This window comes from Haloferax sp. DFSO52, from assembly GCF_048158745.1.
GTDB lineage: Archaea > Halobacteriota > Halobacteria > Halobacteriales > Haloferacaceae > Haloferax.
On record NZ_JBLOPB010000001.1, the window covers coordinates 1,575,367 to 1,600,002 of the forward strand.

Here is a 24,636-nt window from a genome sequence, read left to right on the forward strand (position 1 = left end):
ATACCAGTGAACCGGGGTACTCGTATGTATGACCTTGGCGCTGGCCTCGACACCGAGGTCGAACCGGGCACAAATCTGCTTATCAGCGGGCCACCCCTGACCGGGAAACGGTCGCTGGCGCTCGATATTCTCGCCGCGGGAACCGAACGCGGAGAGGGTGCCATCATCGTCACGACGAAAGATGGCGCAGACCGTATCCTCAAGGACTTCGACAAACGCGTCGACATCGAAGGCCACCCGATATCGGTCGTCGACTGCGTCACCCGACAGCAAGGTGTCGGCGAGGTTCGAGACGACGACCGAATCAAGTACACCTCGTCGCCAGTGGACATGACCGGTATCGGAATCAAACTCTCGGAGGTGCTCCAGGAGTACTACCAGGAACGAGAGCTATCGCAAAACCGCATCGTCCTCCACTCGCTTTCGACACTCCTGATGTACGCAGACCTCCAGACGGTGTTCCGATTCCTCCACGTCTTCACCGGGCGCATCCAGAGCGTCGGAGGACTGGGTCTGTTCACGATCGACGCGGATGCCCACGACGACCGGACGATGAACACCATCAAACAACTGTTCGACGGCATCATCACCACCTCCGAAGACGACGCACCGAGCGTCAGACTCGCCAACGACTGACGAACGGAAGTGGCGAACTTCGACTGCGCCACTGACGCACGGTCGGCCGAGACTTTTACCACCGAACTACGTTCGTGTAGCTATGCCCATCACGAGTCAAGACGGATTGCGAGCGATGCTCGACTACAAAACTATCGCCGTCGTGGGGTGTTCGGCCATGCCGGGGAAGGCCGCCCACGAGATTCCGGCGTACATGCAACGCCACGGCTATCGAGTCATTCCAGTCAACCCGTACCGAGACGAGATACTCGGAGAGACAGCGTACGACTCACTCGCAGACGTGGAAGAGGACATCGACCTCGTCAACGTGTTTCGCCCGTCGGCAGAGGCCGGTGCCGTCGTCGATGCTGCAATCGACCGCGCGGCCGAGCGAGGCGACGTCAAAGCCGTTTGGCTCCAACTCGGAATCCGCGACGACGAGGCTGCAAAACGGGCCGAAGCGGCAGGTCTCGAATACGTCCAAGATAGCTGTTACAAGGTCGTACACGCCAGACTCGTCGTCTGAAGAAGAGTCTGAGCGAGAGCGCGTGAGCCGGGAGATGATCTGTCTGTTCTATCCTTCCCACGACTCGAAGTCGCCGTAGACGCCTTTCGAGAGATACCGCTCCGAGGAGTCGGGGAAGATGGTGACGACCGAGTCGTATGGTAAGTCGAGGTCGCCCGCTGCAGCACGTTCGGCGACGTCGAGCGCTGCAAGCGCGTTCGCTGCGGAACTGGAGGCAACCAGATGGCCCTCCTCTGCGGCGAGTCGTTGCATCTCGGCGTGCGTCTCCCGGTCGTCGATTTGGACGATTTCGTCGACCACGTCGGGGTCGAACAACTCGTTCGTCGCAGGGTCGTGGGTACCGATACCTTCCGTCTTGTAGTCCGCTTCTTCCACGTCGCGGCCGTGGAGTTGTGAGTAGAGCGACCCGACGGGTTCGACGGCCGTCACGAACGTCTCGGGATGCTTCTCACGGCCGTATCGAGCCAACCCCATGAGCGTTCCAGCAGTCCCACAACCGGCAACGAGCGCGCCGACTTCGTCGTCGAGCGCATCGTACACCTCGGGGGCCGTCGTCTCGTAGTGCGCGTCGGGATTGAGCGGGTTCGAGAACTGCTGGGGGACGACAGCATCGTCGAGTTCGGCCGCCAGTTGGTGTGCCTTGTCGATTGCGCCGCCCATGCCGTCTTCTGTAGGCGTGTTTACGACGTCGGCACCGAGCGCACGCATGAGCGTCTGTTTCTCGACGCTGAATCGCTCGGGAACGACGAACACCGCGCGGATACCGAGTTGGTTGGCGGCGACGGCGAACCCGATGCCGGTGTTGCCGGCGGTCGGTTCGACGACTGTCCCACCCTCGGGGAGTTCGCCCGACGCCAGCATCTGTTCGAGCATGTACTTCCCGATGCGGTCTTTGACGCTCGCGCCGGGATTGAACGACTCCAGTTTGGCGTAGACCGGAACCTCGGCGGGGGACGCGTGAATCCGGACGAGTGGCGTTTCGCCCACGGTATCGACCACCGAGTCGAGGGGTTCGCGGTGCGTGGTCATACACAGGCAAATGTTGCGGCGGTTCCTGAACGTTATCATCCTGCCGCGGGCGGCAAGGAAAGAAGCCCGTTATTTCTCGGCCGTCTCGTCGGCGTCGCCGGCGTCAGAAGAAGCAGTGGCTGATTCCGCCGCTTCGGACTCCGCAATCGCTTCTGCTTCCGCTTCTGCGATGTGGACGTTCGCGATTGCTGCGTCGATATCGACACCCTGTTCTTCGGCGAGCGCTTCGAGAATCGCGCGCTGTTCTGCGTTTTCGGCTTCGAGACGGTCGACGCGTTCTTTGGTCTCACCGACCGTCTCACGGACTTCGACGATTTGCTCTCGGAGTTCGTTCATCCGCTTGTAGACGTCTTCGGCCATCTCTGCGACTTTCTGAAGCTTCTTCGCAGTGCCTCCAATTCCCATGTGTCGCCCGTCGAACTCAGGGCTTGTACGCCTTGCGGTGGCGCAGTTGGGTGTCATCCGAGTTCGTTCGGGTCGACAGCGTCGACGACGAGTCGTAAGCCGACCAGCGACACGAGGCCGACGACGACGAGGCCGCCAACTGCGAGATACGCGTCGAGTCCGGCGGTTCCGAGTGCCAATCTCGCGGCCGTGTTCGCGGGATTGAGCGGAAGCAACGACGTGCCAGCGAAGACGAGGAGGACGCCAATCGAGTAGAGCAACTGTGCGATACGGCGGTCTGGTGCGGTGACTGCCACCGTCGCACCGAGTGAGACGACGACTGCTGCGAGTCCAGCGACCATGCCGAACAACCACGCGACGTTCTCGATGCCGGTGCCGTTGAGTCTGAGGAGATACATCCACGCGATGGCCTGAATCGGAGCGAGTCCACCTGCTGCGAGCACCTTGCCATCGACGACGGCAGCGAAACTCACGGGTGCGACACGGAGGAGTTCGAGCGTCCCGCGAGCGACTTCCTCTGTCAGTGAGTCCACGACGAGTGACCCGGCGATGAAGACGGGAAGGAACAACAAGAGCGGAACGAGCACCGTGTAGGTGAAACTGAAATACGGACTCGATTCGGTCGCTGGCGGGAGCGGAAGCGGATTCGTCGTCAACGACTCACTTCGCTCGGCGCGTTCGCTTCGCTCCAGCGCCCGCAGTGCATCGCGAAGACGAACGACCACTGCCGTCGTCTCCACACCGGAGTCCGGAGCAATCGCTATGAGCTGTATTCGACCGTCGGAGTCGGTCGATGCCTCGACGACCGCGTCTACCTGGCGCTCCTCGAACGCCGTCATCGCGGCGTCCGTCGAGGGATACGTTCGCCCGGCAAGCCCGGACTCGTCGTTGATTGCGTCGAGGAGGTCGGAGACTGCTTCGTCACCGCCGGTGACCGCAACGTCGACCTGATAGTTCGCCGCACTTGGGTCGTACAGCGAGACGAGGCCAACGACGAGGAACGACGAGAAGGCCGCGACGAACAACTGGATGGCCAACGCCAGCACGATGGTCTTTTCCTTTCGGAGACTCCCGAGTTCGCGCCGCGCGATGGCGAGTCGTGGGCTACCCAAGGGCGTTCACCACCTGCATGTTGTAGACGACGTGAATGCCGATGGCACCCACGAGCGCGAGGGCGTACGCTGATTTCCCCTTCCTCGCACCGAGCGCCGTCACGCTAGCCGTCACGGCGTGGAGGACGAGTGGTGCGACGAGCAACCCTGCGGCAGTTGCGAGACCGATTCCCGACGGCGCAAACGCTGCCTGGCCCAGCGTCAGCGACGGAAGACCGACGAGTTGCACGATAGCCGTGAACTTCTCGCCGACGAAGAAGCCAAGTCCGGAGAGGCCACCGAGGAGGAGCGAGGCGCGGACCGTCCGAGCGAAGCGTGCTTTCTCGAACGCGGCGTAGATGTGCATACTCTTTGCGAGTTCTTCGATGACCGCGACGGCGACGAGGACGAGTGGAACCGTCACGTCCACAGGAAGCACGAAGAGGACGGCGATAGCGAGCAGTTCTGCGATGAAGACGAACGGAATCGACAGCGCAGAGAGCGTCGCAATCGACCGTGGGCGCGAGATTCGACTGTCGAGCGCGTCGAGGAATTTGAGTGGGACCGACCGCTGGGTGAACATGTCCTCTTCGCGGTAGACGCCGGTTCCGAGGAGGAACAAGACGAGTGCGGCGAGGAGAATCGGACCGACCGAAAAGGCAAAGTCGCCGAGTGAGACTGCGTCGCCGCCCAGGTCGCGAACCACCAGCGTCAGCGGCGAGATGAGTGCGATTGGTGTCACGTTGGTGAAGATAGCCGGGACGAACGTGTAGGTCGTCAAGAAGACGGAGACGGTGACCGTCACGAACGTGAGTTCCTTGAACGAGCGTGCGAACATCGCGCCGACGAACGTCGACGAGAGGAACAACAGCCCGATTGGGATGACTGCTGCGACCGAGACGGGGCCACCGCCGATGGCCGCCGCGATGGCGATGGTGATGCCGACGATTCCCGCGAGATACGGAAGCGTCTTTCCGGCGACGATGTCGCCCGGTGCGATGGGTGCAACGAGCAGCAGTTCGCCGCGGCGGTTCACCCGTTCGTTGAGGATGCTCGACCCGTACGCCTGAATCACGAAATTCATCGGAACGAGGAAGGCAAAGGCGAGGACGAGCGACGCGAAGGGGAACGGCGGACTGATACTCGCTGGCGACCCGCTGGTGTCGCCGCCGAAGATACCCGCCATGCCGCCGAGCGATGGGGCGTCGATACTGCTATCGTCGGCGGCAGCAGCATCGGATGAGTCGAAGTCTGACCCTGCCGAGCTATCTCCGTCGCCTGTACTGGAAGCCGAGTCGCTTCCGTCAGTGCCAGTCGTGCCAGCGGAGTCGCTCGCGTCACCTCCAGAGACAGACTCGCCACCTGACCCATCGTCGATTCTACTTCCGGGTGGGACCAGCGCCCCGCGTTCTCGATACTGCAAGGTGACGACGACCGGAAACGCCGCAGACTGGTTTGGTTCGAGGCGCATCTGGCGTTCGTTGTACGACCGAACCGCGTCGCGGAACGCGCCATACGCCGCTCGACTGGTCGGCGTGTCTCTCACCGAGACGTGCGTCGCACTCACGACGATTTCGACGTTCGGGTCGGAGATGGGCCGTGGTTCGAGAACCGACGACTGGTCGATAGCGTCGTAGTAGGGACTGTCGGCGGCGACCCCCACACGGTAGAGGTCCTGGTCGATGGCGACGCCGCTTCCAACTGCGCCTGCTGCGATACCGGCGGCGACGAGCGCTGCGACCAACCCGAGGGCAATCGTTTTGCGGTCCACCGTCCCAGCAGAGCGCGAGACTTCCCATCGAGCGATACGAGCAACCGCGCGCAGGTGCGCTACGAGACGTGTTCGAACGTCGCCTCCCGTTCGAACGTCGCCTCCTCGGTCAGGTGTCGAATCCGAACGCTCCGAATTGCGGTCGGTCACGACCGCCCGCGACCCCCTTCGGCGGCGCTCGTCGTCGGCGACTCTCGTGCGAGTCGGAGGAAGATATCTTCGAGCGACGCCTCGTCGGTCCGGATATCAACCACTCGTCCACCAGCGTCCTCTGCTGCCTCGCGAACGCCTTCGACCGCACCCATGTCGTCTACTTCGACGACGAACCGGTCGCCATCGGGTTCCGTCGCGGGATGGTGGTCGGTCGCCGGGAGTTCGACAGTCGTATACACCTGATAGGTCGTCTCGCCGTGTTCCGCGCGAATCTCGGGGACCGTGCCGCGGGCGATTATCTCGCCACGATTGAGGATGACGACGCGGTCACAGACCGATTCGACGTGAAACAGGTTGTGGGCGCTGAAGACGACGGTCTTTCCGTCGTCGCGGAGTTCACGAACGAACTCTAAGACGACGTTGGTCGTCAGCGGGTCGAGCCCGCTGGCGGGTTCGTCGTAGATGAGCAAATCAGGGTCGTTGACGAGCGAGCGAGCGATTGCCACCTTGCGTTTCATCCCCTTCGACATGTCGCCGAGGCGTCTGTCGCGGTATTCGAGGTCCAGTCTGTCGAGGACTTCGTTGGTTCGCTCGTCGGCGACGTCGCGGGGGACGTCGTAGAGGTCTGCGAAGAATCGGAGATACGACCGGGGCGTCATATCCTCGTAGAGCGGTGACTCCTCGGGGAGAAAGCCGAGTTTTCGGCGCATCGCGGGGTCTTCAGGGTCGAATCCGAGGACCTCCGCGGTGCCGGAGGTTGGTTCGACGAGTCCGGCGAGCATCTTCAGCGTCGTCGTCTTGCCCGCGCCGTTGGGGCCGACGATACCGAACACCTCGCCAGACTCGACCGAGAAATCACTGCCCACGACGGCGGGGAAGTCGCCGTAGGTCTTTCGCAGGTTCTCGACCGTTATCATTGGCAGACGTTCACGCGGGATGGGATAAAAGGGTTCGCGCGGGCTTTCAAATCTGAGAGCGTTCCTCTCGGTGGGACAACAGTTTCGTCCTCCGGTTGCGAATGGAGGGATATGCCCGCTGACGACTACCTCACACCCACGTTCGTCCTCTTCGTCGGGGGATTCGTCGCGGCAATCTTCTTCGCCGGCGCGATTCTGGCGTACGTCGCCAGCGGCGGTGTAGCAGTCGTGACGGGGTTGGCGCTGGCGCTGGCGGGTATCGGTGTACTGTTTCTGGTCGTCGGCGTTGCAGGAGCGGGATTGATGAAACTGCGCGAGAAGGCGTGACCGGAAGATACTCACCCAGTTGTTGTCAGAACTTTGTATGGTCCTTGGAAGACGTGCGTTTCTCACGGTCCTCGGTGCCTCGGCACTCGGTTCGACCGCCGGGTGTCTCGGACGCGAACGGGTCGTTCCGGCCGACGAAACAGACGCGGAGTGGCCATCAGTCCCGTCGATTGTGAACGTGCCCGAAGACGCCCACACGGTGACGACCCACGTCGTCGGTCACCGTGGTCTGGACGACGTACTCGCGGGCGAGCCAATCGGTGTCGTCGTCGCCAACGGGGCCAATTCGTCCACTGAGGTGACCATCTCTATCGAGCGACGCGACCTGTTCTCGTGGACCTCGCTGTACGACGGGCGACACGGACTCGCAGCACCCACCAGAATCGACTTCATCCTTCGTAATCCGGCGACCTACCGGATTCGGCTCTCGACGCCAGACCACGAGGCTGAAAAGCAGATACCAGAGTCGGATTTCGACTGCAACGACAAAGCGTACAGCCTCGTCGTGACCGACGAAGAGATAGCCCAGTCGTCTATCTCGACGACGGCCGGATGTGGGTTCTGACGGCGAGAACCCATCTCGCCACTTCAGTCGTACTCGTAGAAGCCTTTGCCCGTCTTCTTGCCGAGGTCACCGGCGGCGACTTTGCGCTTGAGCAGGTAGGCCGGTTTGTAGCGGTCGCCGAGTTCTTCGAAGAGCGTCTCTGAGGCGTCCAGACAGATGTCGAGGCCGATGTGGTCGGCAAGGGTGAGCGGACCCATCGGAACGTTCGTGCCGAGCGTCAGGCCACGGTCGATATCCTCCTTCGAGGCGACGCCTTCGTCGAAGGCACGAACACCTTCGTTGATCCATGGAATCAGAATACGGTTGGTGACGAATCCGGGTTTGTCGTCGGACTCCCACGTCTCCTTGCCGAGGTCCTCGGAGAGTTCGTGTGCGAGTTCGACGACTGCTGGGTCGGTCTTCTCGCCACGGACGACTTCGACGCCCTTCATGATAGGAACCGGGTTCATGAAGTGGAGACCGACGACCTGCTCGGGCCGGTCGGTGACCGATGCGATGGTCGTAATCGAGAGCGTACTCGTGTTCGTCGCGAGAACCACGTCGTCGGGGAGGATATCGTCGAGGTCGGCGAAGATAGACTGCTTGATGTCCATTTTCTCGACGGCCGCTTCGACCACGATGTCACACGCTGCGAGGTCGTCGAACTCGGTGGTACCCGTGATTCGTTTTTTGGCCGCCTCTGCTTCGGATTCGCTCAGTCGCTCTTTCGAGACGAACCGGGAGAGACTGTCGTCGATGGCCGACAGGCCGCGTTCGACGTACTCGGATTCCAAGTCGCGCATGACGACGTCGTATCCGGACATCGCGGCCACCTGTGCGATTCCGTTCCCCATCGTCCCTGCACCGACGACACCAACCGTCTCAATTTCGTTCATACCGCGCATACGCTGGACTCCGTAAGGTGGTAAGGTAAAAGTTGCCGACCCATCCAAAATAATGACAGATTCGTGACTTTCACGGAAACAGTCAAGTTACGTCCCAGAATGGTGTCAATCAACGGTGACTGGCGAGAACGACACGGGCACACATGATACGGACGGAGAAGAGATACACCTAACGGACACTGACGAGGCGACCGGAACGCACCCATCGGACACAAACGAAGCGATTGAGCACATTCTCAAACCGCATTCGGAGTCCGACACCGACCCCGTCCCCGAGGAGCTTCAGGACCTGAAGTTCATCGGACCGGCGACGGAGGAACTGCTGGAATCGGAAGATATCGACGTCACGTCCATCGCTGATGGTGAGATTAGCTATCGCGACCTCGTCCAGGCAGGGGTAAACGCGGGCGTCGCGGCCAAGATTCGACGGTGGCACTCGCTGGCGTGGTCGTTCAACTCGGGGGACGACCTGAACCGGCGGTCCACACAGGTACGTGGCCTCGGCGACGACGAACGCGCGTGGGTCGCTGCGAGTTCCGGGACGTGGAAGACAGACGAAGACGACAGCGCGTCTGGTGATTGGTCACCGACGGGCAAATCGACTTCGAGTAACACGACGGACGATGGACCGACTCGAGACGGTGACTGGACGCCACGCGGTGAGAGCGGCACGACGGCCGACGGCTCGGGCGACGCCATCGCTGCAGAAGCAGCGTGGCGCGAACGGTCGAAACCGACACCGCTCACGACACTCGACGGGATCGACGAAGACGACGCTGAACTCCTCGCCGAGGCGGGCGTCCGCTCGGTTCGCCGCCTCGCGACGTCGGACCCCGAGCACGTCGCCGACGCGTTGAAAGCTGACGTGGAGACGATTCGTGAGTGGAAACAGCAGGCTCTCGACGCTGTCGAGTAATCTGTCGCCCCCGCCGGCACCAGCAGAACATTTACTATCTGAGTAGTAATATATATTCTTCACATTTCTTTTCGCAATATTTCGTTAGCGCCCTGCTAACTGCCAAATTCGGCATTCGACCGAAACAGCCCTCATACACAGTCTTTATATATCTTGTTACACCATTTTGAACCAGATTATGTCCGGTGCCGACACTATCGCCGTCCGTTCGCAGACGGTCCCCTCGTCCACGAAATCCGCCGTGTCTCGACTCGGTTGGACCACGGCGCGCCTCCCACGTCAGTCCTCAGAGAGGTGTCTGTGATGGCGACGAAAGACATCAACACCGCGGATTCAGCGTTCGAAACGAGAACTATCGACCAAATCGTCGACGTTATCGCGACCTCCGCGCCGGAGATTCGAACTGGACTCCCCGGGCGACGTGTCGCCTCGGAAGCAGAGAATCCGAGTGGAGAGACGCAGATGGCCGCCGACGTCTTCGCCGACGAGTTACTCTGTGACCGACTCGGCGCACTCGATGGTGTCGGCGAGTACGCGAGCGAGGAGCGCCCCGAATCGATAGACGTCGGCACGGGGTCGCTGTCAGTCGCTGTCGACCCACTCGATGGGTCGTCGAACCTGAAACCGAACAACACGATGGGCACCATCTTCGCCGTCTACGACGCGCCACTCCCAGCGCGCGGCCATGACATCATCGCCGCTGGCTACGTCCTGTACGGCCCGGTGATGACGATGATTATCGCCCGCGGCGGAACCGTCGACGAGTTCGTCATCTACGACGACGCGAGTTACGAACTCGTCCGCGAGGATATCACGTTGCCCGACGACGCCAGCGTCTACGGATTCGGTGGACGCGTCCCCAACTGGACCGAGGAGTTCGAAGCGTTCGCCCGCGACATCGAGTCTGACCCGTCCCGAAAACTCCGCTACGGCGGGTCGATGATTGGCGACGTGAACCAGATTCTCACCTACGGCGGCATCTTCAGCTATCCCGCCCTCGAATCGGCCCCAGAAGGCAAACTCCGCGTCCAGTTCGAAGGCTACCCAATCGGCTACGTCCTCGAAACGGCCGGCGGTGCGTCCTCTGACGGGACGAAGTCGCTTCTCGACGTGGACAAACCGGACCTGCACGCGCGAACGCCGCTCCACATCGGGAACGCGAGCCTCATCTCAAAACTCGAATCGGCGCTGGACTAACGGCCGAACTCGTTTTCGCTGGACTCGTTTTCGCTGGACTCGTCTTCGACTGGCCAGTTTACACATCGCTGTTTCGGACAGCTGGCAAATCGTGCATGGAAAACCATTTTGAATACGGTGTCGCATGCCTGAGTATGAAGGTCAGAATCGGTGACGGCGCGACTGGCGAAGAGGCCGAAGCCATCGCAAGTGCGCTGGCGCGGCATCTCGCAACCGATGTGGACGTATTCGTCGGAGACGGCGAGGAGGCCATCGCGAACGCCGAACCACCTGCGGACACCTTCCCGCTCGACGACGACCTGGAACCCACCGAGCGTGAGGAGAAACTCCGCGAGGAGATCGCCGACATCCTCGGTGGTGGACCGGAGAAGTACAAAGACCGACTTCCGGAATCGGGGAAACTGTTCGTCCGAGACCGGCTCGACCTCTGGTTCCCCAATGGGCTGAAATTCGAAGATGGCAAGTTCGCCAACTTCGACTCGTGGCACGAGAACTCGCCCGAGGTAGACGAATCGGACCCGAACACGCGTCTCCCCGGTGACGGCCTCCTCACTGGTGCTGTGGAGTTCGAGGGACGTGACCTCCACTTCATGGCCAACGACTTCACGGTCAAGGCGGGTTCGATGGCCCGTCGCGGGGTCGAGAAGTTCCTCCGCATGCAACAACGGGCGCTCAAGACCGGCAAGCCGGTGTTGTATCTGATGGACTCTTCGGGTGGACGTATCGACCAACAGTCTGGCTTCTTCGCGAATCGGGAAGGAATCGGGAAGTACTACTACAACCACTCGATGCTCTCGGGATACGTCCCGCAAATCTGCGTCCTCTACGGGCCGTGTATCGCGGGCGCGGCCTACACGCCTGTCTTCGCCGACTTCACCATCATGGTCGAAGGGATGTCCGCGATGGCAATCGCCTCACCGCGCATGGTGAAGATGGTCACTGGCGAAGAGATTTCGATGCAGGACCTCGGCGGCGCGCAGATGCACGCCGAAGAATCCGGCAGTGCCGACCTGGTCGCCCGCGACGAAGCACACGCTCGCGAACTCGTCGCGAAACTCATCACCTATCTCCCGAACAAGGCGGGCGAGAAACCGCCACGGTCGGAACCGAAACCACCGAAATTTTCGCCCGACGGCATCGACGAACTCATCCCCGAGTCACCGAACCGCCCGTACGACGTTCACGACCTGATAGAGCGCATCGTCGACGCCGAGTCGATGTTCGAACTCAAACCCGACTACGGGAAGGAAATCGTCACCTCGTTCGCCAAAATCGACGGCCGGCCGGTCGGTATCGTCGCCAACCAACCCACGGAGCGCTCGGGTGCAATCTTCCCCGACGCAGCAGAGAAGGCCGCCGAGTTCATCTGGACCTGTGACGCCTACGAGATTCCGTTACTCTACCTCTGTGACACGCCGGGGTTCATGGCCGGGTCGCAAGTCGAGAAAGACGCCATCTTGGAGAAGGGCAAGAAGTTCATCTACGCCACGTCGTCGGCGACGGTGCCCAAACAGACGGTCATCGTCCGCAAAGCCTACGGTGCAGGCATCTACGCGATGGGTGGCCCTGCGTACGACCCCGACAGCGTCATCGCACTCCCATCTGGCGAAATCGGCATCATGGGCCCTGAGGCAGCAATCAACGCAGTCTACGCCAACAAACTCGCCGCAATCGACGACGCGGACGAACGGAAACAGCGTGAAGACGAACTCCGCGAAGCATACCGCGAGGATATCGACGTTCACCGAATGGCGAGCGAAGTCGTCATCGACGAAATCGTGCCGCCGTCGACCCTCCGTGACGAACTCGTCAATCGCTTCGAGTTCTACGCTTCTGTCGAGAAGTCGTTACCCGACAAGAAACACGGGACGATTCTGTGAGTTAATCTTCTGTTTTTCCAACGAGTAACGTCTCGATAACTGACCTAAGCAGTCGATACTGAGGAGGGTAGCCGCCAATTGATAACTGACGCTCGTTGCTGCGTCGATAATGAGCCATGGCCCTCCACCGGTCGAGACACCGAGAACGGTACTCGCTCACGTCGTCAGCGACGACCACGTCCTGTGGGGCGTGACGATGCTCGCGTTGGTTCTCGACGTGATGACCACACTCTACGGACTCGGCCGAGGATTGGCCGAACTGAACCCCGTCGTCCTCGCGCTCATCCCGAGTTTCGGCCCCGTTGGTGCCCTGCTCTTTCTGAAAGTACTCGTCCTCTGTATCGCGCTCGTCGCGTGGACGGTCCTCCCGAACAAGTACCGGGCAGCGATACCAATCGGCGTCGCCGTACCGTGGGGTGTCGCCGGTCTCATGAACACGCAACTCATCCTCATCACGCTGTTCGGATAGTGTGGCGGAGCGACTCGACGAGGACCACAAAGCGGTGCAGATGGGCCGAAACGGAGATTCGGTCGCTGCGGCTTACTCCGCGTCCACGTGTTCTTTCTTCAGTGAGAGCGTCGTCCGTTCGAACTCACAGACCAACTCGTCGTCCTGATTGAACACGTCGACTTTCATCGTCACGATACCGCGTTGGCCGTCCGATGTCTCGCGTTTGTCGAGGACAGTGCTCCGGACAGAAAGCGTGTCGCCGTGGAACACCGGCTTTGGGTGCGACACCTCGTCGTAACTGAGGTTGGCGACGATCGTCCCGTCTGTCGTGTCGGGGACTGAGATACCGACGGCGAGACTCATCGTGTAGAGGCCGTTGACCAACCGCTCGCCGAACTGCGTCTCCGCAGCGAACTCCGCATCGAGGTGGAGCGGTTGCTGATTCATCGTCATGTCACAGAACTGCTGATTGTCCGCTTCGGAGACTGTCCGCCGTTTTTCGTGTTCGATAGTCTGGCCGACTTCGAACTCCTCGTAGTAGAGACCGGTCATAGTCGTGGGTGTGTAAGACCATGATAAAATCGTGCCGGTCGTCGGTGGTCGCGCGGTGTGACAACTATTGCCCCGAGCGAAAGCAGATAACAACCGTTATAATTATCCACCGTCGAAAATCGCGAATACACCCGCTGGCCGTCGATTGTCGGCGACCAGTGGCCGTGTGCGACACGACCGGGCCGACCGGCAACGCCGGTGAAACGCCGGCATGAATGCACCATGGCATCCGCAGCATCATCCAGCGCGAAAGACGACGAACCGACAGAAGAGACTGCACTCGAGACTGCGCGACGGCAACTCACGCGTGCGGCGGCACATCTGGACGTCGACCCCGGAGTCATCGAACGACTCAATCACCCCAATCAGGTCCACCGCGTCTCGGTTCCGCTCGAACGTGACGACGGAACCACCGAAGTCTACACTGGCTACCGTGCTCAACACGACAGCGTTCGCGGCCCCTACAAAGGCGGACTCCGGTTCCACCCTGACGTGACCGAAGAGGAGTGTATCGGCCTCGCCATGTGGATGACGTGGAAGTGCGCCGTGATGGACCTCCCGTTCGGTGGCGGCAAAGGCGGCATCGTGGTCAACCCGAAAGACCTCTCGCTCGACGAGAAAGAGCGACTCACCCGCCGGTTCGCAGAAGAACTTCGCCCATTCATCGGCCCCACCAAAGACATTCCAGCACCGGATATGGGAACCGACGCCCAGACGATGGCATGGTTCATGGACGCGTACTCGATGCAAGAAGGCGAGACGCAAGCCGGTGTCGTCACCGGAAAGCCACCCGTCGTCGGCGGAAGCAAGGGTCGTGACACGGCCCCCGGTCGGTCGGTGGCAATCATCGCACGCGAGGCAATCGACTACCTCGGATGGGACATCGAGGACACGACCATCGCGGTCCAGGGATTCGGTTCTGTCGGTGCCCCTGCGGCGCGTCTGCTCGACGACTACGGCGCGACTGTCGTCGCCGTCTCCGACGTGAACGGCGCTATCTACGACCCCGACGGCCTCGACACGCACGACGTGCCGACCCACGAAGAGGAACCAGAAGCAGTGATGAAATACGACGCCCCACAGAAGATTTCCAACGAGGAACTTCTCGAACTCGACGTCGACGTACTCATCCCGGCGGCCATCGGCAACGTGCTGACCGCCGACAACGCCGACGACGTGCAGGCAAACCTCATCGTCGAGGGTGCGAACGGCCCGACAACTTCTGCAGCATCTGCGGTCTTCGAAGAGCGCGACATTCAGGTCATCCCAGACATCCTCGCCAACGCTGGCGGTGTCACCGTCTCGTACTTCGAATGGTTGCAGGACCTGAACCACCGCTCGTGGTCGCTCGAACGCGTCCACGACGAACTGGAGACCGAGATGCTCCGTGCGTGGGAGGCCGTCCGCGAACAGGTCGAAACCCACGACGTGACGTGGCGTGATGCGGCGTACATGGTCGCACTCGAACGCGTCGCCGCTGCTCACGAACACCGCGGACTCTGGCCCTAATCGCGAACCGGGCCGCCATCGTCGCACACCGATTTTCTGTTCCGACGCGACAGCAGACTCCCCCCGTACACGACAGCAGAGTACTGACCGACGGGACAGCAGTTTCTTCACAGCTCCAGTCGACCACACACGCAGTTATGCCACGACGAAGCGTCCTGTTTTCACCCGGTGATAGACCCTCGTTGATGCGAAAGGCCCCCGGTGCAGGTGCCGACGTGCTCGTCTTCGACCTCGAAGACGCCGTCGCACCCGAGCGGAAGCCAGAGGCCCGAGACGCCGTCGTCGACGTGCTCTCTGACCCCGAGTTCGACCCCGATGCAGAAGTCTCGGTTCGCGTGAATCCTGGCGACGGCGGCATCGACGACGTCCACGCAATCTGCGGAGCCCACCCGCCCGATGCACTCGTCGTGCCGAAGGCGAAAAGCGCCGCCGAGGTGACACGCGTCGCAGACGCGGCACGTGCGGTCGGGGCCGACTGTCCTGTCATCGCCATCATCGAGAGCGCTGCAGGAGTCCTCGCCTCACCGGACGTTGCATCGGCGGAGGATACGACGGCGCTCATCTTCGGTGCAGAAGATTTCGCCGCCGACGTTGGTGCGACGCGCACAGCCGACGGGACGGAAGTCCTCTACGCTCGCGAACGAGTCGTCGTCGCTGCCGCTGCCGCCGATGTCGACGCAATCGACACCCTCCACGTGGACTATTCAGACGCCGACGGGCTCCGAGAGGACGCTCGATTCAGTCGCCAACTCGGGTACGATGGAAAACTGGCTATCCATCCCACACAGGTTCCCATTATCAACGATGCGTTCTCGCCGGACCCCGAGGATGTCGAGTGGGCGAAGAAGGTGCTCCGCGCCCGAGACGAAGCGGATGCCGACGGCCGTGGCGTCTTCGGCGTCGACGGCGAGATGATAGACGCGCCACTGGTCAAACAGGCCGAAAACATCCTGGACCGAGCGGGCGATTCGTACTAATTTTCCGCTCGCCAGTTCGATTCAACAATATCAATAACGAACAATCCATATATTGTCACCTATTATCATTGGGTGTGCATACCATCATTATAATATGGTAAAAATTCGCTACGCTTAAACGGACTCCGCATAGGTACTAGGATATGGCACAAGAGGCTAACCCGTTCGAAAGCTTACAGGAACAAATAGACGACGCAGCGGCGTACCTCGACGTGCGTGACGACGTCATCGAGCGTCTGAAAAATCCCGAACGTGTCCTCGAAACGAATCTGTCCGTCGAGATGGACGACGGCAGTATCGAACTGTTCCGAGCGTACCGCTCCCAGTTCAACGGTGACCGGGGGCCGTACAAAGGCGGTATCCGGTACCACCCGGGCGTCACCCGTGACGAAGTAAAGGCGCTGTCTGGGTGGATGGTCTACAAGTGCGCCGTCGTGGACATCCCGTACGGCGGTGGCAAAGGTGGCATCGTCATCGACCCCAAAGAGTACAGCGAAGGCGAACTCGAACGCGTCTCTCGGTCGTTCGCGAAGGAACTTCGCCCCTTCATCGGTGTCGATCGCGACATCCCCGCACCCGACGTGAACACCGGGCAGCGCGAGATGAACTGGATCAAAGACACCTACGAGACCCTCGAAAACACGACGGCACCCGGCGTCATCACCGGGAAGGCACTGCCCAACGGTGGGAGTGAAGGCCGCGTCGAAGCGACCGGTCGCTCGACGATGCTCACCGCGCGCGAGGCGTTCAAATATCTCGACCGCGACATCGAAGGCGCAACTGTCGCCGTCCAGGGCTACGGGAACGCCGGATGGATTGCTGCCAAACTCATCGAAGACCTCGGCGCGAACGTCGTCGCCGTTTCCGACTCCTCCGGTGGCATCTACAACCCAGAAGGTCTCGATACCCGCGCAGTCAAGGACTTCAAGAACGAGACCGGGTCTGTCTCGGGATACGAAGACACGGAGTCTCTGACGAACGAAGAGCTTCTGACGCTCGACGTGGACCTCCTCGTCCCCGCAGCGCTCGAAAACGCCATCGATGGTGACCTCGCGCGAGACGTGCGGGCCGACATCATCGTCGAGGCCGCAAACGGGCCGCTCACGCCACGGGCCGACGACGTCCTCACCGAACGCGGCGTCCACGTCTTCCCCGACATCCTCGCCAACGCCGGCGGTGTCACTGTCTCGTACTTCGAGTGGGTCCAGAACCGACAGCGCTTCTACTGGACCGAAGAACGGGTCAACGACGAACTCGAACGGGTTATCGTCGACGCCTTCGACACCCTCGTCGACGCCTACGAGAGCCACGGCGCGCCGAACTTCAGAACTGCCGCGTACGTCGTCGCCATCCAGCGCGTCGTCAACGCCTACACCTCCAGCGGGAACTGGCCATAGATTCGGTTCTGTAGTCGTTTCGCGGCCCCGACACGCCTCGTGATACCCTTGATATTTTGGCTCGGTTGCGACGGTTGTACACGGGTGTGAGTATCACGTACGCCGACCGATGCCGGGAGATTCAAGTCGGTGTAGGTCTCTCACTTCACCGATGCGTCAGGACCACCTCATCTCCGCGACAGACCTCTCGCGGGAGGACATCGAGGCGGTGCTCGACCGCGCGGCTGAAATCGATGCGAATCCGGCGGCGTTCCGGCAACAACACGCTGGAAAGGTTCTTGGGCTCTGTTTCTTCGAACCGAGCACACGGACACGGATGAGCTTCGACACCGCGATGAAACGCCTCGGCGGCCAGACGGTCGATATGGGACCGGTCGAGTCGTCGTCGGTCAAGAAAGGCGAGACGCTCGCCGACACGGTGCGCGTGGTCGAAGGCTACGCCGATAGCCTCGTCCTCCGACACCCGAGCGAGGGTGCTGCCCAGATGGCCTCGGAGTTCGTCGACGTTCCCCTCATCAACGCCGGTGACGGCGCGGGCCAACACCCGAGCCAGACCCTCCTCGACCTTTACACGATTCGGGAGAACGCCGGCCTCGACGACCTCACGATCGGTATCATGGGCGACCTGAAGTACGGGCGAACCGTCCACTCGCTGGCCGAAGCGCTCACCAACTTCGACGCCCGTCAGCACTTCATCAGCCCCGAGAGTCTCCGCTTGCCACGAAACGTCCGATACGACCTCCACGCCTCTGGGTCGCAGGTGAAAGAACACACCGAACTGGACGAAGTTCTCCCCAAACTCGACGTGCTCTACGTGACGCGCATTCAGCGCGAACGCTTCCCAGACGAGAACGAGTACCGCAAGGTGGCCGGTGAGTACCAGATCGACACCGAGACGCTCGAATCCGCGTCAGACGACCTCACCATCATGCACCCACTCCCGCGTGTCGACGAAATCTCACCCGATATCGACGACACCGACCACGCGAAGTACTTCGAACAGGCACACAACGGCATTCCGGTCCGAATGGCGCTGTTGGACTCCCTCCTCTCACAAGACCGATGACAGACGACCACGAACTCCGCGTCTCGAAGATTCAAAACGGTACCGTCATCGACCACGTCGCCGGTGGGCAGGCACTCAACGTGCTCGCCCTCCTCGGCATCGACGGCACGAACGGTGAGACGGTGTCTGTCGGGATAAACGTCCCTTCGGACCGTCTCGGCCGCAAAGACATCGTCAAGGTCGAAGGACGCGAACTGAGCCAATCTGAAGTGGACGTGCTCTCGCTCATCGCGCCGGCGGCGAGCATCAACATCGTCCGCGACTACGAAGTCGTCGAGAAGAACCGCGTCGTCCGCCCGGACGTCGTCTCCGGCATCATCTCGTGTCCGAACACGAACTGTATCACCAACGCCGACGAGCCGATCGACGCACGTTTTACCGTCCTCTCAGACGGTGTCAGGTGTGATTTCTGTGACACCATCCTCCGCGAAGACGAAGTCGCCGAAAACCTCGACGTGAACTAACTTCGCTTTGGAAGGGCCTGTCCGACCGCCCGAACGAGTACAAATTTTCACCGTGTCGACCGTTCATGTCGTAATCACTTTGTGCGCTCCACACGTACTGGTTCGTATGTCCAAGAAAGCGAAACTCGTCGTCGTTCTGGCTGTCGTTGCACTCCTCTACACCGTCATGTCCGGTGACGGTGAGTCGATAGAAGTCGAAATCGAAGAGTAACACTCCTCACTTTTTTCGGCCCACTCGGCCGAGTCTCGCCGACCAGTTTCGAGACTAGCGACCGCGCCAGCGTCCGGGAGCGAACGACTTACCCGAGGCCCACTCGAACGGAGAGGCATGTACGGGGTCGTCACACGCAACCAAGACGAAATCGACTGGCCCGAGTTCGACCGCGGGTTCTACGAAGTCAAAGACGTGACCGGTCGGGCGGCCGAACCGCTGTCGAACGCCGTCAACATGATATCCTGTTTCGGCGACAACGCCGCCGCGAACGAGAGTCCCGAACTCGTCCCCGTCGATGCCGAGGGCAACCTCGCCACCCGCGACCGGACGTACTTCGACTGGGCGTACATCTGCCCGACGAACGAGAAGTACAGGGACGGGCTCCTCGAAATCGTCGAAGATGCCGCCGCAGCGAACGGCGACGTTCGACTCGACGACGTGGGGTTCCCACGCGACGAGTACTGTCACTGTGACCGCTGTACACGACTCTTCGAAGAGTGGGCAGACGACAATGGGAGAGACACGGCGGACGACGACGCGTGGTTCGAGTGGCGCGCCGAGGTCATCTCCGACTTCGTCGCCGACGCCGCAGACCGAATCCCGGGACGCGTCTACCTCACGCTCTATCCCGACCCGTATCCCGGACATCTCTATCGGCGTGCTGGTCTCGATATCGAAGCGCTCTCGGAGTACGTCGACGAGTTCGTCGTCCCCCTCTACGACCTCGACTACGGGACGACCTACTGGCTCGAAACCATCGCGAGAGGGTTCGTCTCACTCCTCGAACCGTACGACGTGGAATTCTCTATCGAACTGTACGCTGTCGACGTGGAGGTAGACGCCCTCATCCACGCAATCGAAGTTGCCGACGAATACGCGAAAGACGTGTTGTTCGGCTACGACGCGAGCAACGCCGCCGCGACGCTCCGGCGGATGACCGCCGACGGCAAACAGGGAAAGACCTTCAGACCGGAAGACGCGACTCGCTGAGCGGCCTTTACCTGTTTATATCGCGCCAGAGAGATACGCGATAACGACGATGCCGAGGAAGAATATCAGCGTCGCGACCGCAAACAACCCGAACATGAGTCGTCGTTGTCCACTCGTCGATTGTCCCATGTCAACATAGCAGTTCTGCGGGTACTTATCGTAGTCGGCAGGGAGCACTGAGAAAAGAGACCGCGAGGTGTTCCTATGGAACGACGTACCCACCGTCGACGACCATCGGGTGGCCGGTGACGTACGACGCGTCGTCCGAACAGAGATAGACGACTGCGCTCGCGATCTCCTCGGGTTTTCCGAGTCGCCCGATCGGTTCGTCTTCGAGGAGCGCCGACCTGGCCTCCTCGTCACCACCGGTGAAGCGCTCTATCATCGGCGTCTCGATAACACCGGGGAGCACCGCGTTGACCCGGATGTTTTCGGTTGCGACTTCGAGGGCGGCGGACCGAGTGAGGCCGACGACGCCGTGTTTCGCCGCGTAGTAGTGCGAGAGGTTCGGTCCCCCAGTCATGGCAGCGACCGATGCCGTGTTGACGATTGCGCCGCCACCACGGTTCATGAGGCGTGGAATCTCGTATTTCATACTGAGGAACACGCCAGTGAGGTTGATGTCGATGACTCGCTGGAAGTCTTCGAGGTCCATCTCCGCGATGGAACCGACTTTGCCTTCGATGCCGGCGTTGTTGTGTGCGAAATCGAGGCCGCCGAACGCCGTCACCGTCTCGTCGACGAGACGTGCCACGTCAGATTCTTTCGAGACGTCCGCCTCGATGAACACTGCTTCACCACCGTTCTGTTCGATCTCGCTGACGACTTGTCTCCCAGCGTCTACCTGTACGTCTGAGACGACGACTTTCGCTCCTTCGTCTGCAAAGCGGAGTGCAGTCGACCGTCCAATACCCGATGAAGCGCCCGTAACGAGGGCGACTTTTCCGTCAATTCCGTTCATGAAGTCTCCGCGACCCAACTCTCGACGCACGAGCAGTCGGTGTCGCCCATGTCAATTCGTCGCACAGAGAAATAATCGCTTTTCAGGAATCGAAGACGCTCTGCAACGCCAACTAATTCGGTGACTCTCCTCGTTCACTCGAGTTCTTCTATCGGGTCCGTGTTGCCGAAGGTCGGTGTCGGTCCGTCGCCGGGGGCGGCCCATTCGACGGCGTTGTCGAGGACGGTCTGAACCTCCGGTTGCTCGTAGATGGGATACGTCTCGTGGCCCGGTCGGAAGTAGAAGATACGTCCTTTTCCACGCGTGTAACAACAGCCACTTCGGAACACTTCGCCGCCTTCGAACCACGACAGAAAGACGAGTTCGTCCGGTGCAGGGATGTCGAATCGCTCACCGTACATCTCGGCGTGGGGAACCTCGAACGACTCTGGGAGTCCGTCGGTGATTGGATGACCTGGTTCGACCGTCCAGAGACGTTCTTTCTCGCCGACTTCGCGCCACTTGAGTGAACACGAGGTCCCCATCAGACGTTTGAATGGCTTGGAGTAGTGACCCGAATGGAGGACGAGGAGGCCCATGCCCTCGTGGACTGCGTCGACGACTCGTTCGACCACGTCGTCGGCAACCTCGTCGTGAGCCTTGTGTCCCCACCAGACGAGCACGTCCGTCTCGTCGAGGACGGATTCGGTGAGGCCGTGTTCGGGTTCGTCCAGCGTTGCAGTACCCACGTCGTGGCCTCGTTCACCGAGCGCGTCGGCGATGACAGTGTGGATGCCATCCGGGTAGACTGCGGCGACTGCTTCGCTCTCGCGTTCGTGTCTGTACTCGTTCCAGACGGTGACGGTGACCATACGTCGCTGTCAGTGGGTGGCATCAAGTATGCACCGACCGCGACACGAAACGAGACGAGACGGGACGAGACGGGAAGACACCAGACGACACAAAACGCGCCGCTACTTTCCTTCGAAGTCGGGTTCTCGACGTTCCATGAACGACTCGACGCCTTCGGTGTGGTCGTCAGTCTCGAAGATGACGGCCTGTGCCGCCGCCTCGTGTTCGATTGCTCCCTCGATGGAACCGGCGGGGCGACGGAGGAGTCGCTTCGATGCAGTGAGGGCTTTCGTCGGGCCGCCAGCGATTCGGTCGGTCAGCGACGCGAGTTCGTCTTCAAAGTCGTCGTCGTCCGCGACGCGGTTCACGACACCCAGTTCGAGTGCTCGTTCTGGACCGAGGTGTTCGCCAGTGTAGACGAGTTCCATCGCCACGTTGCGGCCGACGAGTTGTGGGAGGAGATACGAGAGTCCCGAGTCGACGGCGAGGCCAACGCGACGGAATCCAAAGCCGATGTAGGCCTCTTCGTGAAGCAGTTGGAGGTCACAGGCGATGGCGAGTGCGCCCCCCGCACCGACTGCTGCACCGTCGATAGCCGCAATCGTCGGCAGGTCACACTCGTAGACGCGGCGAATGCAGTCTGCGGTATCGTGGACGACGTGGTCTACCGCGTCCGGAAGCGACAACGCACCGGCCTGTAACTCCAACATCGCGTTCACGTCGCCACCAGCACAGAATGCGCCGTCGTTGCCACGGAAGACGACACAGCGCGTCTCGTCGGGGAGCGAAGCGAGCGCTTCTCGGACGCCGGCGGTCACGTCCATCGTCAGCGCGTTTCGAACCTTGGGAGCGTCGAGCGTGACGGTCGCGACGCCCGCGTCGATATCGAGTTGTACAGAATCGGAGTCGAGTTCGACCTCGGCCATTTTCGACGCAGACGTGCAGAACCGTGAAAAACGTTTGGTCCGTGGAGAGTTGAACGACTCGCAGTAGCCCAGTTTCAGTCGAAGCGGTCGGAGACGTCGATACCGAGACCGGGTCCACTCGGAACGGACATCACACCGTCTCGGACCGGTGCTGGGTCGGCCGCGAGGTCGGTATCGAGCAAGGATGCGGTCGCGAGTCCGTGTGCGCGTTCTTCGGGGAGCGCGGCGGCGACGTGCAGTGCACCGAGGCGGGCGACGACGGCGTCGATGGTGGTCGTGACCACGACACCAACATCGGCGTCGCGTGCGCGTCTCGCGACCGAGAGCACGCTGTCGGGACCACCGAGTGCCATCGGTTTGCAGACGAGAACGTCCGCCGCGTTCGACGCGAGTGCCCTGCTGGGTGCCACAGCAGCGAGCGACTCGTCGAGTGCAATCGGGGTGTCGTGGAGTCGTCGAAGCACTGCGTGGCCGTCGAGTTCGTCTGCCGGGAGCGGTTGTTCGAGGTATTCGAGTTCGACCGATTCGACGGCGTCGAGGAACTGGTCGGCGGTCCAGCGATTCCACGCACCGTTCGCATCGGCACGCAGCGAGACGTCCGGACCGACGGCGTCGCGGACCGCCAGCATACGCGTTGCGTCAGTCGCTGCATCCTGCGCACCGACCTTCACTTTCAGACAGTCGAATCCGGAAGCGACGGCGTCTACTGCGGCCTCGACGGTCGATTCGACGTCCGCGTCACCGACTGTCGCGTTCACCGGAAGCGAGGTGTGTGACTCGGTGGCTAGGGAGGTTGCAAGCGACCGGTCTTCACTGCGGGCGCGAGCGTCGGCAACTGCGAGCGAGACGGCGTGTCTGGCCGCAGGTGTGTCGTCGAGGCTGCCATCGTCGAGGGCGGCTACCGGATCCGAAACCGATTCGAGAGCGGTGCGGCACGCGGTGAGCGATTCAGTCCACCCCGGAAGGGGTGTGGCCTCTCCGAATCCAGTCACACCATCGACTTCGACGGCGACGAGAATTCCATCACGCTGGCGAATGTCTCCCCTGGCAGTCCCGAGCGGTCGTCGTAGTCCGACGGTGAACTCGCGAAGGCGCATCACGCGAGAACCAGTCCGACCGAAAAGAGGACGGCGAACAGCGCGAGCAACTTCCCGGTGGCTTCCAGCGCCGGGTTGAGTTTCTCGCCTTTCGTCTCGGTCACGACAGTTCGGGCGATGCGTGCTGCGATTGGCATCGACAACACCGGCAAGAGGACGAACCACTCGAAGTCGAACTGCATCCACAGGACGACTGGAACCACGTAGGCCAACGCCAGCATGGCGACGTACTCACTACGAGCGAATCCGTAGCCGAATCGTACCGCGAGCGTTCGCTTCCCCGTCGTCGCGTCCTCTTCTTTGTCGCGGACGTTGTTCACGACGAGGATGTTCGTCGAGATGGCCGCGATTGGGAGACTGGCGAGAATCGCGACGAAGGGGACCGTTCCCGGTGGGACACCCATCGAGAGCGGTTCCGCGAGGATGCTCGCTGCCTGGACGTAGTACGTTCCGGTGACCGCGACGAGGCCGAAGAAGACGAAGACGAACAGGTCACCGAGTCCGTGGTAGCCGAGTGGATACGGCCCGCCCGTGTAGGCGATGCCCGAGGCGACAGAGAGCAGACCGATGACGAGGATGGGCACGCCGCCGACGTAGACGAGATAGGTTCCGAGGACGATTGCGATGGCGAACGTGAGGTACATCGCTCGCTTCACTGCTGCTGGCGGGATGAGACCACCCGCAGTGACACGCGTGAATCCTTCGCGGGCATCCGTATCTGCACCCTGGACTCCGTCGTAGTAGTCGTTCGCGAAGTTGGTCCCAATCTGAATCAAGAACGCCCCGATGAGTGCCGCGAGTGCGGGAAGCGGGGCGAAGACGCCTTCGTGGACCGCAAGCGCGGTTCCGACGAAGACTGGTGCGGCGGCGGCCGGGAGCGTCTGTGGCCGCGACGCCATCACCCACGCCTGCCTGCGAGAGATGT

The 24,636-nt window shown here is 61.3% G+C and carries 26 protein-coding genes; 14 read left to right on the top strand and 12 right to left on the bottom strand.

Annotation, left to right across the window (positions count from 1 at the left end):
- Positions 1-24 precede the first annotated feature (24 nt).
- Both ACK3SC_RS08240 and ACK3SC_RS08245 read left to right on the top strand, forming a co-directional pair.
- Positions 25-636, top strand: coding sequence for an RAD55 family ATPase (locus ACK3SC_RS08240; RefSeq protein WP_416839632.1), 612 nt, complete (start codon positions 25-27; stop codon positions 634-636).
- Positions 637-718: 82 nt separating this feature from the next.
- Entirely contained in the window at positions 719-1,141 is a 423-nt protein-coding gene (locus ACK3SC_RS08245; protein WP_416839633.1) for a CoA-binding protein, read from the top strand.
- Positions 1,142-1,189: 48 nt separating this feature from the next.
- On the opposite strand, the gene ACK3SC_RS08250 is transcribed toward ACK3SC_RS08245, so the two are convergent.
- The 5 genes from ACK3SC_RS08250 to ACK3SC_RS08270 all read right to left on the bottom strand — a co-directional run bounded on the left by ACK3SC_RS08250 (position 1,190) and on the right by ACK3SC_RS08270 (position 6,507).
- Positions 1,190-2,170 (bottom strand): PLP-dependent cysteine synthase family protein, encoded by a 981-nt coding sequence (locus ACK3SC_RS08250; protein WP_416839634.1) that lies wholly within the window; start codon positions 2,168-2,170, stop codon positions 1,190-1,192.
- A gap of 69 nt (positions 2,171-2,239) precedes the next feature.
- Positions 2,240-2,575 carry a DUF5798 family protein gene (locus ACK3SC_RS08255; RefSeq protein ID WP_416839635.1) on the bottom strand — a complete coding sequence of 112 codons (336 nt, stop codon included), beginning with the start codon at positions 2,573-2,575 and terminating at the stop codon, positions 2,240-2,242.
- A 53-nt stretch (positions 2,576-2,628) separates the two neighbouring features.
- Positions 2,629-3,687 (bottom strand): ABC transporter permease, encoded by a 1,059-nt coding sequence (locus tag ACK3SC_RS08260; RefSeq protein WP_416839636.1) that lies wholly within the window; start codon positions 3,685-3,687, stop codon positions 2,629-2,631.
- On the bottom strand, positions 3,680-5,491 hold the full coding sequence (locus ACK3SC_RS08265) for a PrsW family intramembrane metalloprotease (protein ID WP_416839963.1): 1,812 nt from the start codon (positions 5,489-5,491) through the stop codon (positions 3,680-3,682). The genes ACK3SC_RS08260 and ACK3SC_RS08265 overlap by 8 nt, the downstream gene beginning before the upstream one ends.
- A 92-nt stretch (positions 5,492-5,583) precedes the next feature.
- Positions 5,584-6,507 (bottom strand): ATP-binding cassette domain-containing protein, encoded by a 924-nt coding sequence (locus ACK3SC_RS08270; protein ID WP_416839637.1) that lies wholly within the window; start codon positions 6,505-6,507, stop codon positions 5,584-5,586.
- Between the two features lie 111 nt (positions 6,508-6,618).
- Here ACK3SC_RS08270 and ACK3SC_RS08275 point away from each other — a divergent pair, with 111 nt between their 5' ends.
- Together ACK3SC_RS08275 and ACK3SC_RS08280 are read left to right on the top strand one after the other, a co-directional pair.
- A complete protein-coding gene (locus tag ACK3SC_RS08275; protein ID WP_416839638.1) occupies positions 6,619-6,834 on the top strand; it encodes a hypothetical protein in 216 nt (71 codons plus the stop codon).
- A gap of 37 nt (positions 6,835-6,871) precedes the next feature.
- Positions 6,872-7,399, top strand: coding sequence for a hypothetical protein (locus tag ACK3SC_RS08280; protein ID WP_416839639.1), 528 nt, complete (start codon positions 6,872-6,874; stop codon positions 7,397-7,399).
- Positions 7,400-7,422: 23 nt separating this feature from the next.
- Here the strand turns inward: ACK3SC_RS08280 and ACK3SC_RS08285 are convergent, their stop codons facing one another.
- The gene (locus ACK3SC_RS08285) at positions 7,423-8,283 is read right to left on the bottom strand and encodes a 3-hydroxyacyl-CoA dehydrogenase family protein (protein WP_416839640.1); all 861 of its coding nucleotides are present in this window, start codon (positions 8,281-8,283) and stop codon (positions 7,423-7,425) included.
- A 115-nt stretch (positions 8,284-8,398) separates the two neighbouring features.
- Here ACK3SC_RS08285 and ACK3SC_RS08290 point away from each other — a divergent pair, with 115 nt between their 5' ends.
- From ACK3SC_RS08290 to ACK3SC_RS08305, 4 genes are all read left to right on the top strand, one after another.
- Positions 8,399-9,199 (top strand): DUF4332 domain-containing protein, encoded by an 801-nt coding sequence (locus tag ACK3SC_RS08290; RefSeq protein WP_416839641.1) that lies wholly within the window; start codon positions 8,399-8,401, stop codon positions 9,197-9,199.
- 303 nt (positions 9,200-9,502) lie between these two features.
- A complete protein-coding gene (locus tag ACK3SC_RS08295) occupies positions 9,503-10,396 on the top strand; it encodes a class 1 fructose-bisphosphatase (protein WP_416839642.1) in 894 nt (297 codons plus the stop codon).
- Between the two features lie 134 nt (positions 10,397-10,530).
- The gene (locus ACK3SC_RS08300) at positions 10,531-12,276 is read left to right on the top strand and encodes an acyl-CoA carboxylase subunit beta (protein ID WP_416839643.1); all 1,746 of its coding nucleotides are present in this window, start codon (positions 10,531-10,533) and stop codon (positions 12,274-12,276) included.
- Positions 12,277-12,385: 109 nt separating this feature from the next.
- Positions 12,386-12,745 (top strand): DUF5658 family protein, encoded by a 360-nt coding sequence (locus ACK3SC_RS08305; protein ID WP_416839644.1) that lies wholly within the window; start codon positions 12,386-12,388, stop codon positions 12,743-12,745.
- Positions 12,746-12,817: 72 nt separating this feature from the next.
- Here ACK3SC_RS08305 and ACK3SC_RS08310 read toward each other — a convergent pair whose 3' ends face one another.
- On the bottom strand, positions 12,818-13,279 hold the full coding sequence (locus ACK3SC_RS08310) for a MaoC family dehydratase (protein WP_416839645.1): 462 nt from the start codon (positions 13,277-13,279) through the stop codon (positions 12,818-12,820).
- 222 nt (positions 13,280-13,501) lie between these two features.
- Between ACK3SC_RS08310 and gdhB the strand changes: the two genes are divergently transcribed.
- From gdhB to ACK3SC_RS08340, 6 genes are all read left to right on the top strand, one after another.
- Positions 13,502-14,788, top strand: coding sequence for a glutamate dehydrogenase GdhB (gene gdhB, locus ACK3SC_RS08315; protein ID WP_416839646.1), 1,287 nt, complete (start codon positions 13,502-13,504; stop codon positions 14,786-14,788).
- Between the two features lie 137 nt (positions 14,789-14,925).
- Positions 14,926-15,765: an HpcH/HpaI aldolase/citrate lyase family protein gene (locus ACK3SC_RS08320; protein ID WP_416839647.1), complete on the top strand. Its 840-nt coding sequence runs from the start codon at positions 14,926-14,928 to the stop codon at positions 15,763-15,765.
- Positions 15,766-15,908: 143 nt separating this feature from the next.
- The gene (locus ACK3SC_RS08325; protein ID WP_416839648.1) at positions 15,909-17,162 is read left to right on the top strand and encodes a Glu/Leu/Phe/Val family dehydrogenase; all 1,254 of its coding nucleotides are present in this window, start codon (positions 15,909-15,911) and stop codon (positions 17,160-17,162) included.
- Between the two features lie 151 nt (positions 17,163-17,313).
- Positions 17,314-18,228, top strand: coding sequence for an aspartate carbamoyltransferase (gene pyrB, locus ACK3SC_RS08330; protein ID WP_416839649.1), 915 nt, complete (start codon positions 17,314-17,316; stop codon positions 18,226-18,228).
- Entirely contained in the window at positions 18,225-18,692 is a 468-nt protein-coding gene (gene pyrI, locus ACK3SC_RS08335) for an aspartate carbamoyltransferase regulatory subunit (protein WP_416839650.1), read from the top strand. Before pyrB ends, pyrI begins: the two co-directional genes overlap by 4 nt.
- Positions 18,693-19,020: 328 nt before the next feature.
- A complete protein-coding gene (locus ACK3SC_RS08340; protein ID WP_416839651.1) occupies positions 19,021-19,896 on the top strand; it encodes a hypothetical protein in 876 nt (291 codons plus the stop codon).
- 202 nt (positions 19,897-20,098) lie between these two features.
- Here the strand turns inward: ACK3SC_RS08340 and ACK3SC_RS08345 are convergent, their stop codons facing one another.
- The 5 genes from ACK3SC_RS08345 to ACK3SC_RS08365 all read right to left on the bottom strand — a co-directional run bounded on the left by ACK3SC_RS08345 (position 20,099) and on the right by ACK3SC_RS08365 (position 24,610).
- Entirely contained in the window at positions 20,099-20,857 is a 759-nt protein-coding gene (locus ACK3SC_RS08345) for an SDR family oxidoreductase (RefSeq protein ID WP_416839652.1), read from the bottom strand.
- A gap of 134 nt (positions 20,858-20,991) precedes the next feature.
- The gene (locus tag ACK3SC_RS08350) at positions 20,992-21,708 is read right to left on the bottom strand and encodes a ThuA domain-containing protein (RefSeq protein ID WP_416839653.1); all 717 of its coding nucleotides are present in this window, start codon (positions 21,706-21,708) and stop codon (positions 20,992-20,994) included.
- 102 nt (positions 21,709-21,810) lie between these two features.
- A complete protein-coding gene (locus ACK3SC_RS08355; protein WP_416839654.1) occupies positions 21,811-22,614 on the bottom strand; it encodes an enoyl-CoA hydratase/isomerase family protein in 804 nt (267 codons plus the stop codon).
- Positions 22,615-22,688: 74 nt separating this feature from the next.
- On the bottom strand, positions 22,689-23,711 hold the full coding sequence (locus tag ACK3SC_RS08360; protein WP_416839656.1) for a mandelate racemase/muconate lactonizing enzyme family protein: 1,023 nt from the start codon (positions 23,709-23,711) through the stop codon (positions 22,689-22,691).
- Positions 23,711-24,610: a 1,4-dihydroxy-2-naphthoate polyprenyltransferase gene (locus tag ACK3SC_RS08365; protein WP_416839964.1), complete on the bottom strand. Its 900-nt coding sequence runs from the start codon at positions 24,608-24,610 to the stop codon at positions 23,711-23,713. The genes ACK3SC_RS08360 and ACK3SC_RS08365 overlap by 1 nt, the downstream gene beginning before the upstream one ends.
- Positions 24,611-24,636 lie beyond the last annotated feature (26 nt).

What these genes read in the sequence shown, in the direction of transcription:
- ACK3SC_RS08240 (WP_416839632.1), top strand. Translation starts at nt 25, where the DNA reads ATGTATGACCTTGGCGCTGGCCTCGACACCGAGGTCGAACCGGGCACA.
- ACK3SC_RS08245 (WP_416839633.1), top strand. Translation starts at nt 719, where the DNA reads ATGCCCATCACGAGTCAAGACGGATTGCGAGCGATGCTCGACTACAAA.
- ACK3SC_RS08250 (WP_416839634.1), bottom strand. Translation starts at nt 2,170, where the DNA reads ATGACCACGCACCGCGAACCCCTCGACTCGGTGGTCGATACCGTGGGC.
- ACK3SC_RS08255 (WP_416839635.1), bottom strand. Translation starts at nt 2,575, where the DNA reads ATGGGAATTGGAGGCACTGCGAAGAAGCTTCAGAAAGTCGCAGAGATG.
- ACK3SC_RS08270 (WP_416839637.1), bottom strand. Translation starts at nt 6,507, where the DNA reads ATGATAACGGTCGAGAACCTGCGAAAGACCTACGGCGACTTCCCCGCC.
- ACK3SC_RS08275 (WP_416839638.1), top strand. Translation starts at nt 6,619, where the DNA reads ATGCCCGCTGACGACTACCTCACACCCACGTTCGTCCTCTTCGTCGGG.
- ACK3SC_RS08280 (WP_416839639.1), top strand. Translation starts at nt 6,872, where the DNA reads ATGGTCCTTGGAAGACGTGCGTTTCTCACGGTCCTCGGTGCCTCGGCA.
- ACK3SC_RS08285 (WP_416839640.1), bottom strand. Translation starts at nt 8,283, where the DNA reads ATGCGCGGTATGAACGAAATTGAGACGGTTGGTGTCGTCGGTGCAGGG.
- ACK3SC_RS08295 (WP_416839642.1), top strand. Translation starts at nt 9,503, where the DNA reads ATGGCGACGAAAGACATCAACACCGCGGATTCAGCGTTCGAAACGAGA.
- ACK3SC_RS08300 (WP_416839643.1), top strand. Translation starts at nt 10,531, where the DNA reads ATGAAGGTCAGAATCGGTGACGGCGCGACTGGCGAAGAGGCCGAAGCC.
- ACK3SC_RS08305 (WP_416839644.1), top strand. Translation starts at nt 12,386, where the DNA reads ATGAGCCATGGCCCTCCACCGGTCGAGACACCGAGAACGGTACTCGCT.
- ACK3SC_RS08310 (WP_416839645.1), bottom strand. Translation starts at nt 13,279, where the DNA reads ATGACCGGTCTCTACTACGAGGAGTTCGAAGTCGGCCAGACTATCGAA.
- gdhB (WP_416839646.1), top strand. Translation starts at nt 13,502, where the DNA reads ATGGCATCCGCAGCATCATCCAGCGCGAAAGACGACGAACCGACAGAA.
- ACK3SC_RS08320 (WP_416839647.1), top strand. Translation starts at nt 14,926, where the DNA reads ATGCCACGACGAAGCGTCCTGTTTTCACCCGGTGATAGACCCTCGTTG.
- ACK3SC_RS08325 (WP_416839648.1), top strand. Translation starts at nt 15,909, where the DNA reads ATGGCACAAGAGGCTAACCCGTTCGAAAGCTTACAGGAACAAATAGAC.
- pyrB (WP_416839649.1), top strand. Translation starts at nt 17,314, where the DNA reads ATGCGTCAGGACCACCTCATCTCCGCGACAGACCTCTCGCGGGAGGAC.
- pyrI (WP_416839650.1), top strand. Translation starts at nt 18,225, where the DNA reads ATGACAGACGACCACGAACTCCGCGTCTCGAAGATTCAAAACGGTACC.
- ACK3SC_RS08340 (WP_416839651.1), top strand. Translation starts at nt 19,021, where the DNA reads ATGTACGGGGTCGTCACACGCAACCAAGACGAAATCGACTGGCCCGAG.
- ACK3SC_RS08345 (WP_416839652.1), bottom strand. Translation starts at nt 20,857, where the DNA reads ATGAACGGAATTGACGGAAAAGTCGCCCTCGTTACGGGCGCTTCATCG.
- ACK3SC_RS08350 (WP_416839653.1), bottom strand. Translation starts at nt 21,708, where the DNA reads ATGGTCACCGTCACCGTCTGGAACGAGTACAGACACGAACGCGAGAGC.
- ACK3SC_RS08355 (WP_416839654.1), bottom strand. Translation starts at nt 22,614, where the DNA reads ATGGCCGAGGTCGAACTCGACTCCGATTCTGTACAACTCGATATCGAC.
- ACK3SC_RS08360 (WP_416839656.1), bottom strand. Translation starts at nt 23,711, where the DNA reads ATGCGCCTTCGCGAGTTCACCGTCGGACTACGACGACCGCTCGGGACT.
- ACK3SC_RS08365 (WP_416839964.1), bottom strand. Translation starts at nt 24,610, where the DNA reads ATGGCGTCGCGGCCACAGACGCTCCCGGCCGCCGCCGCACCAGTCTTC.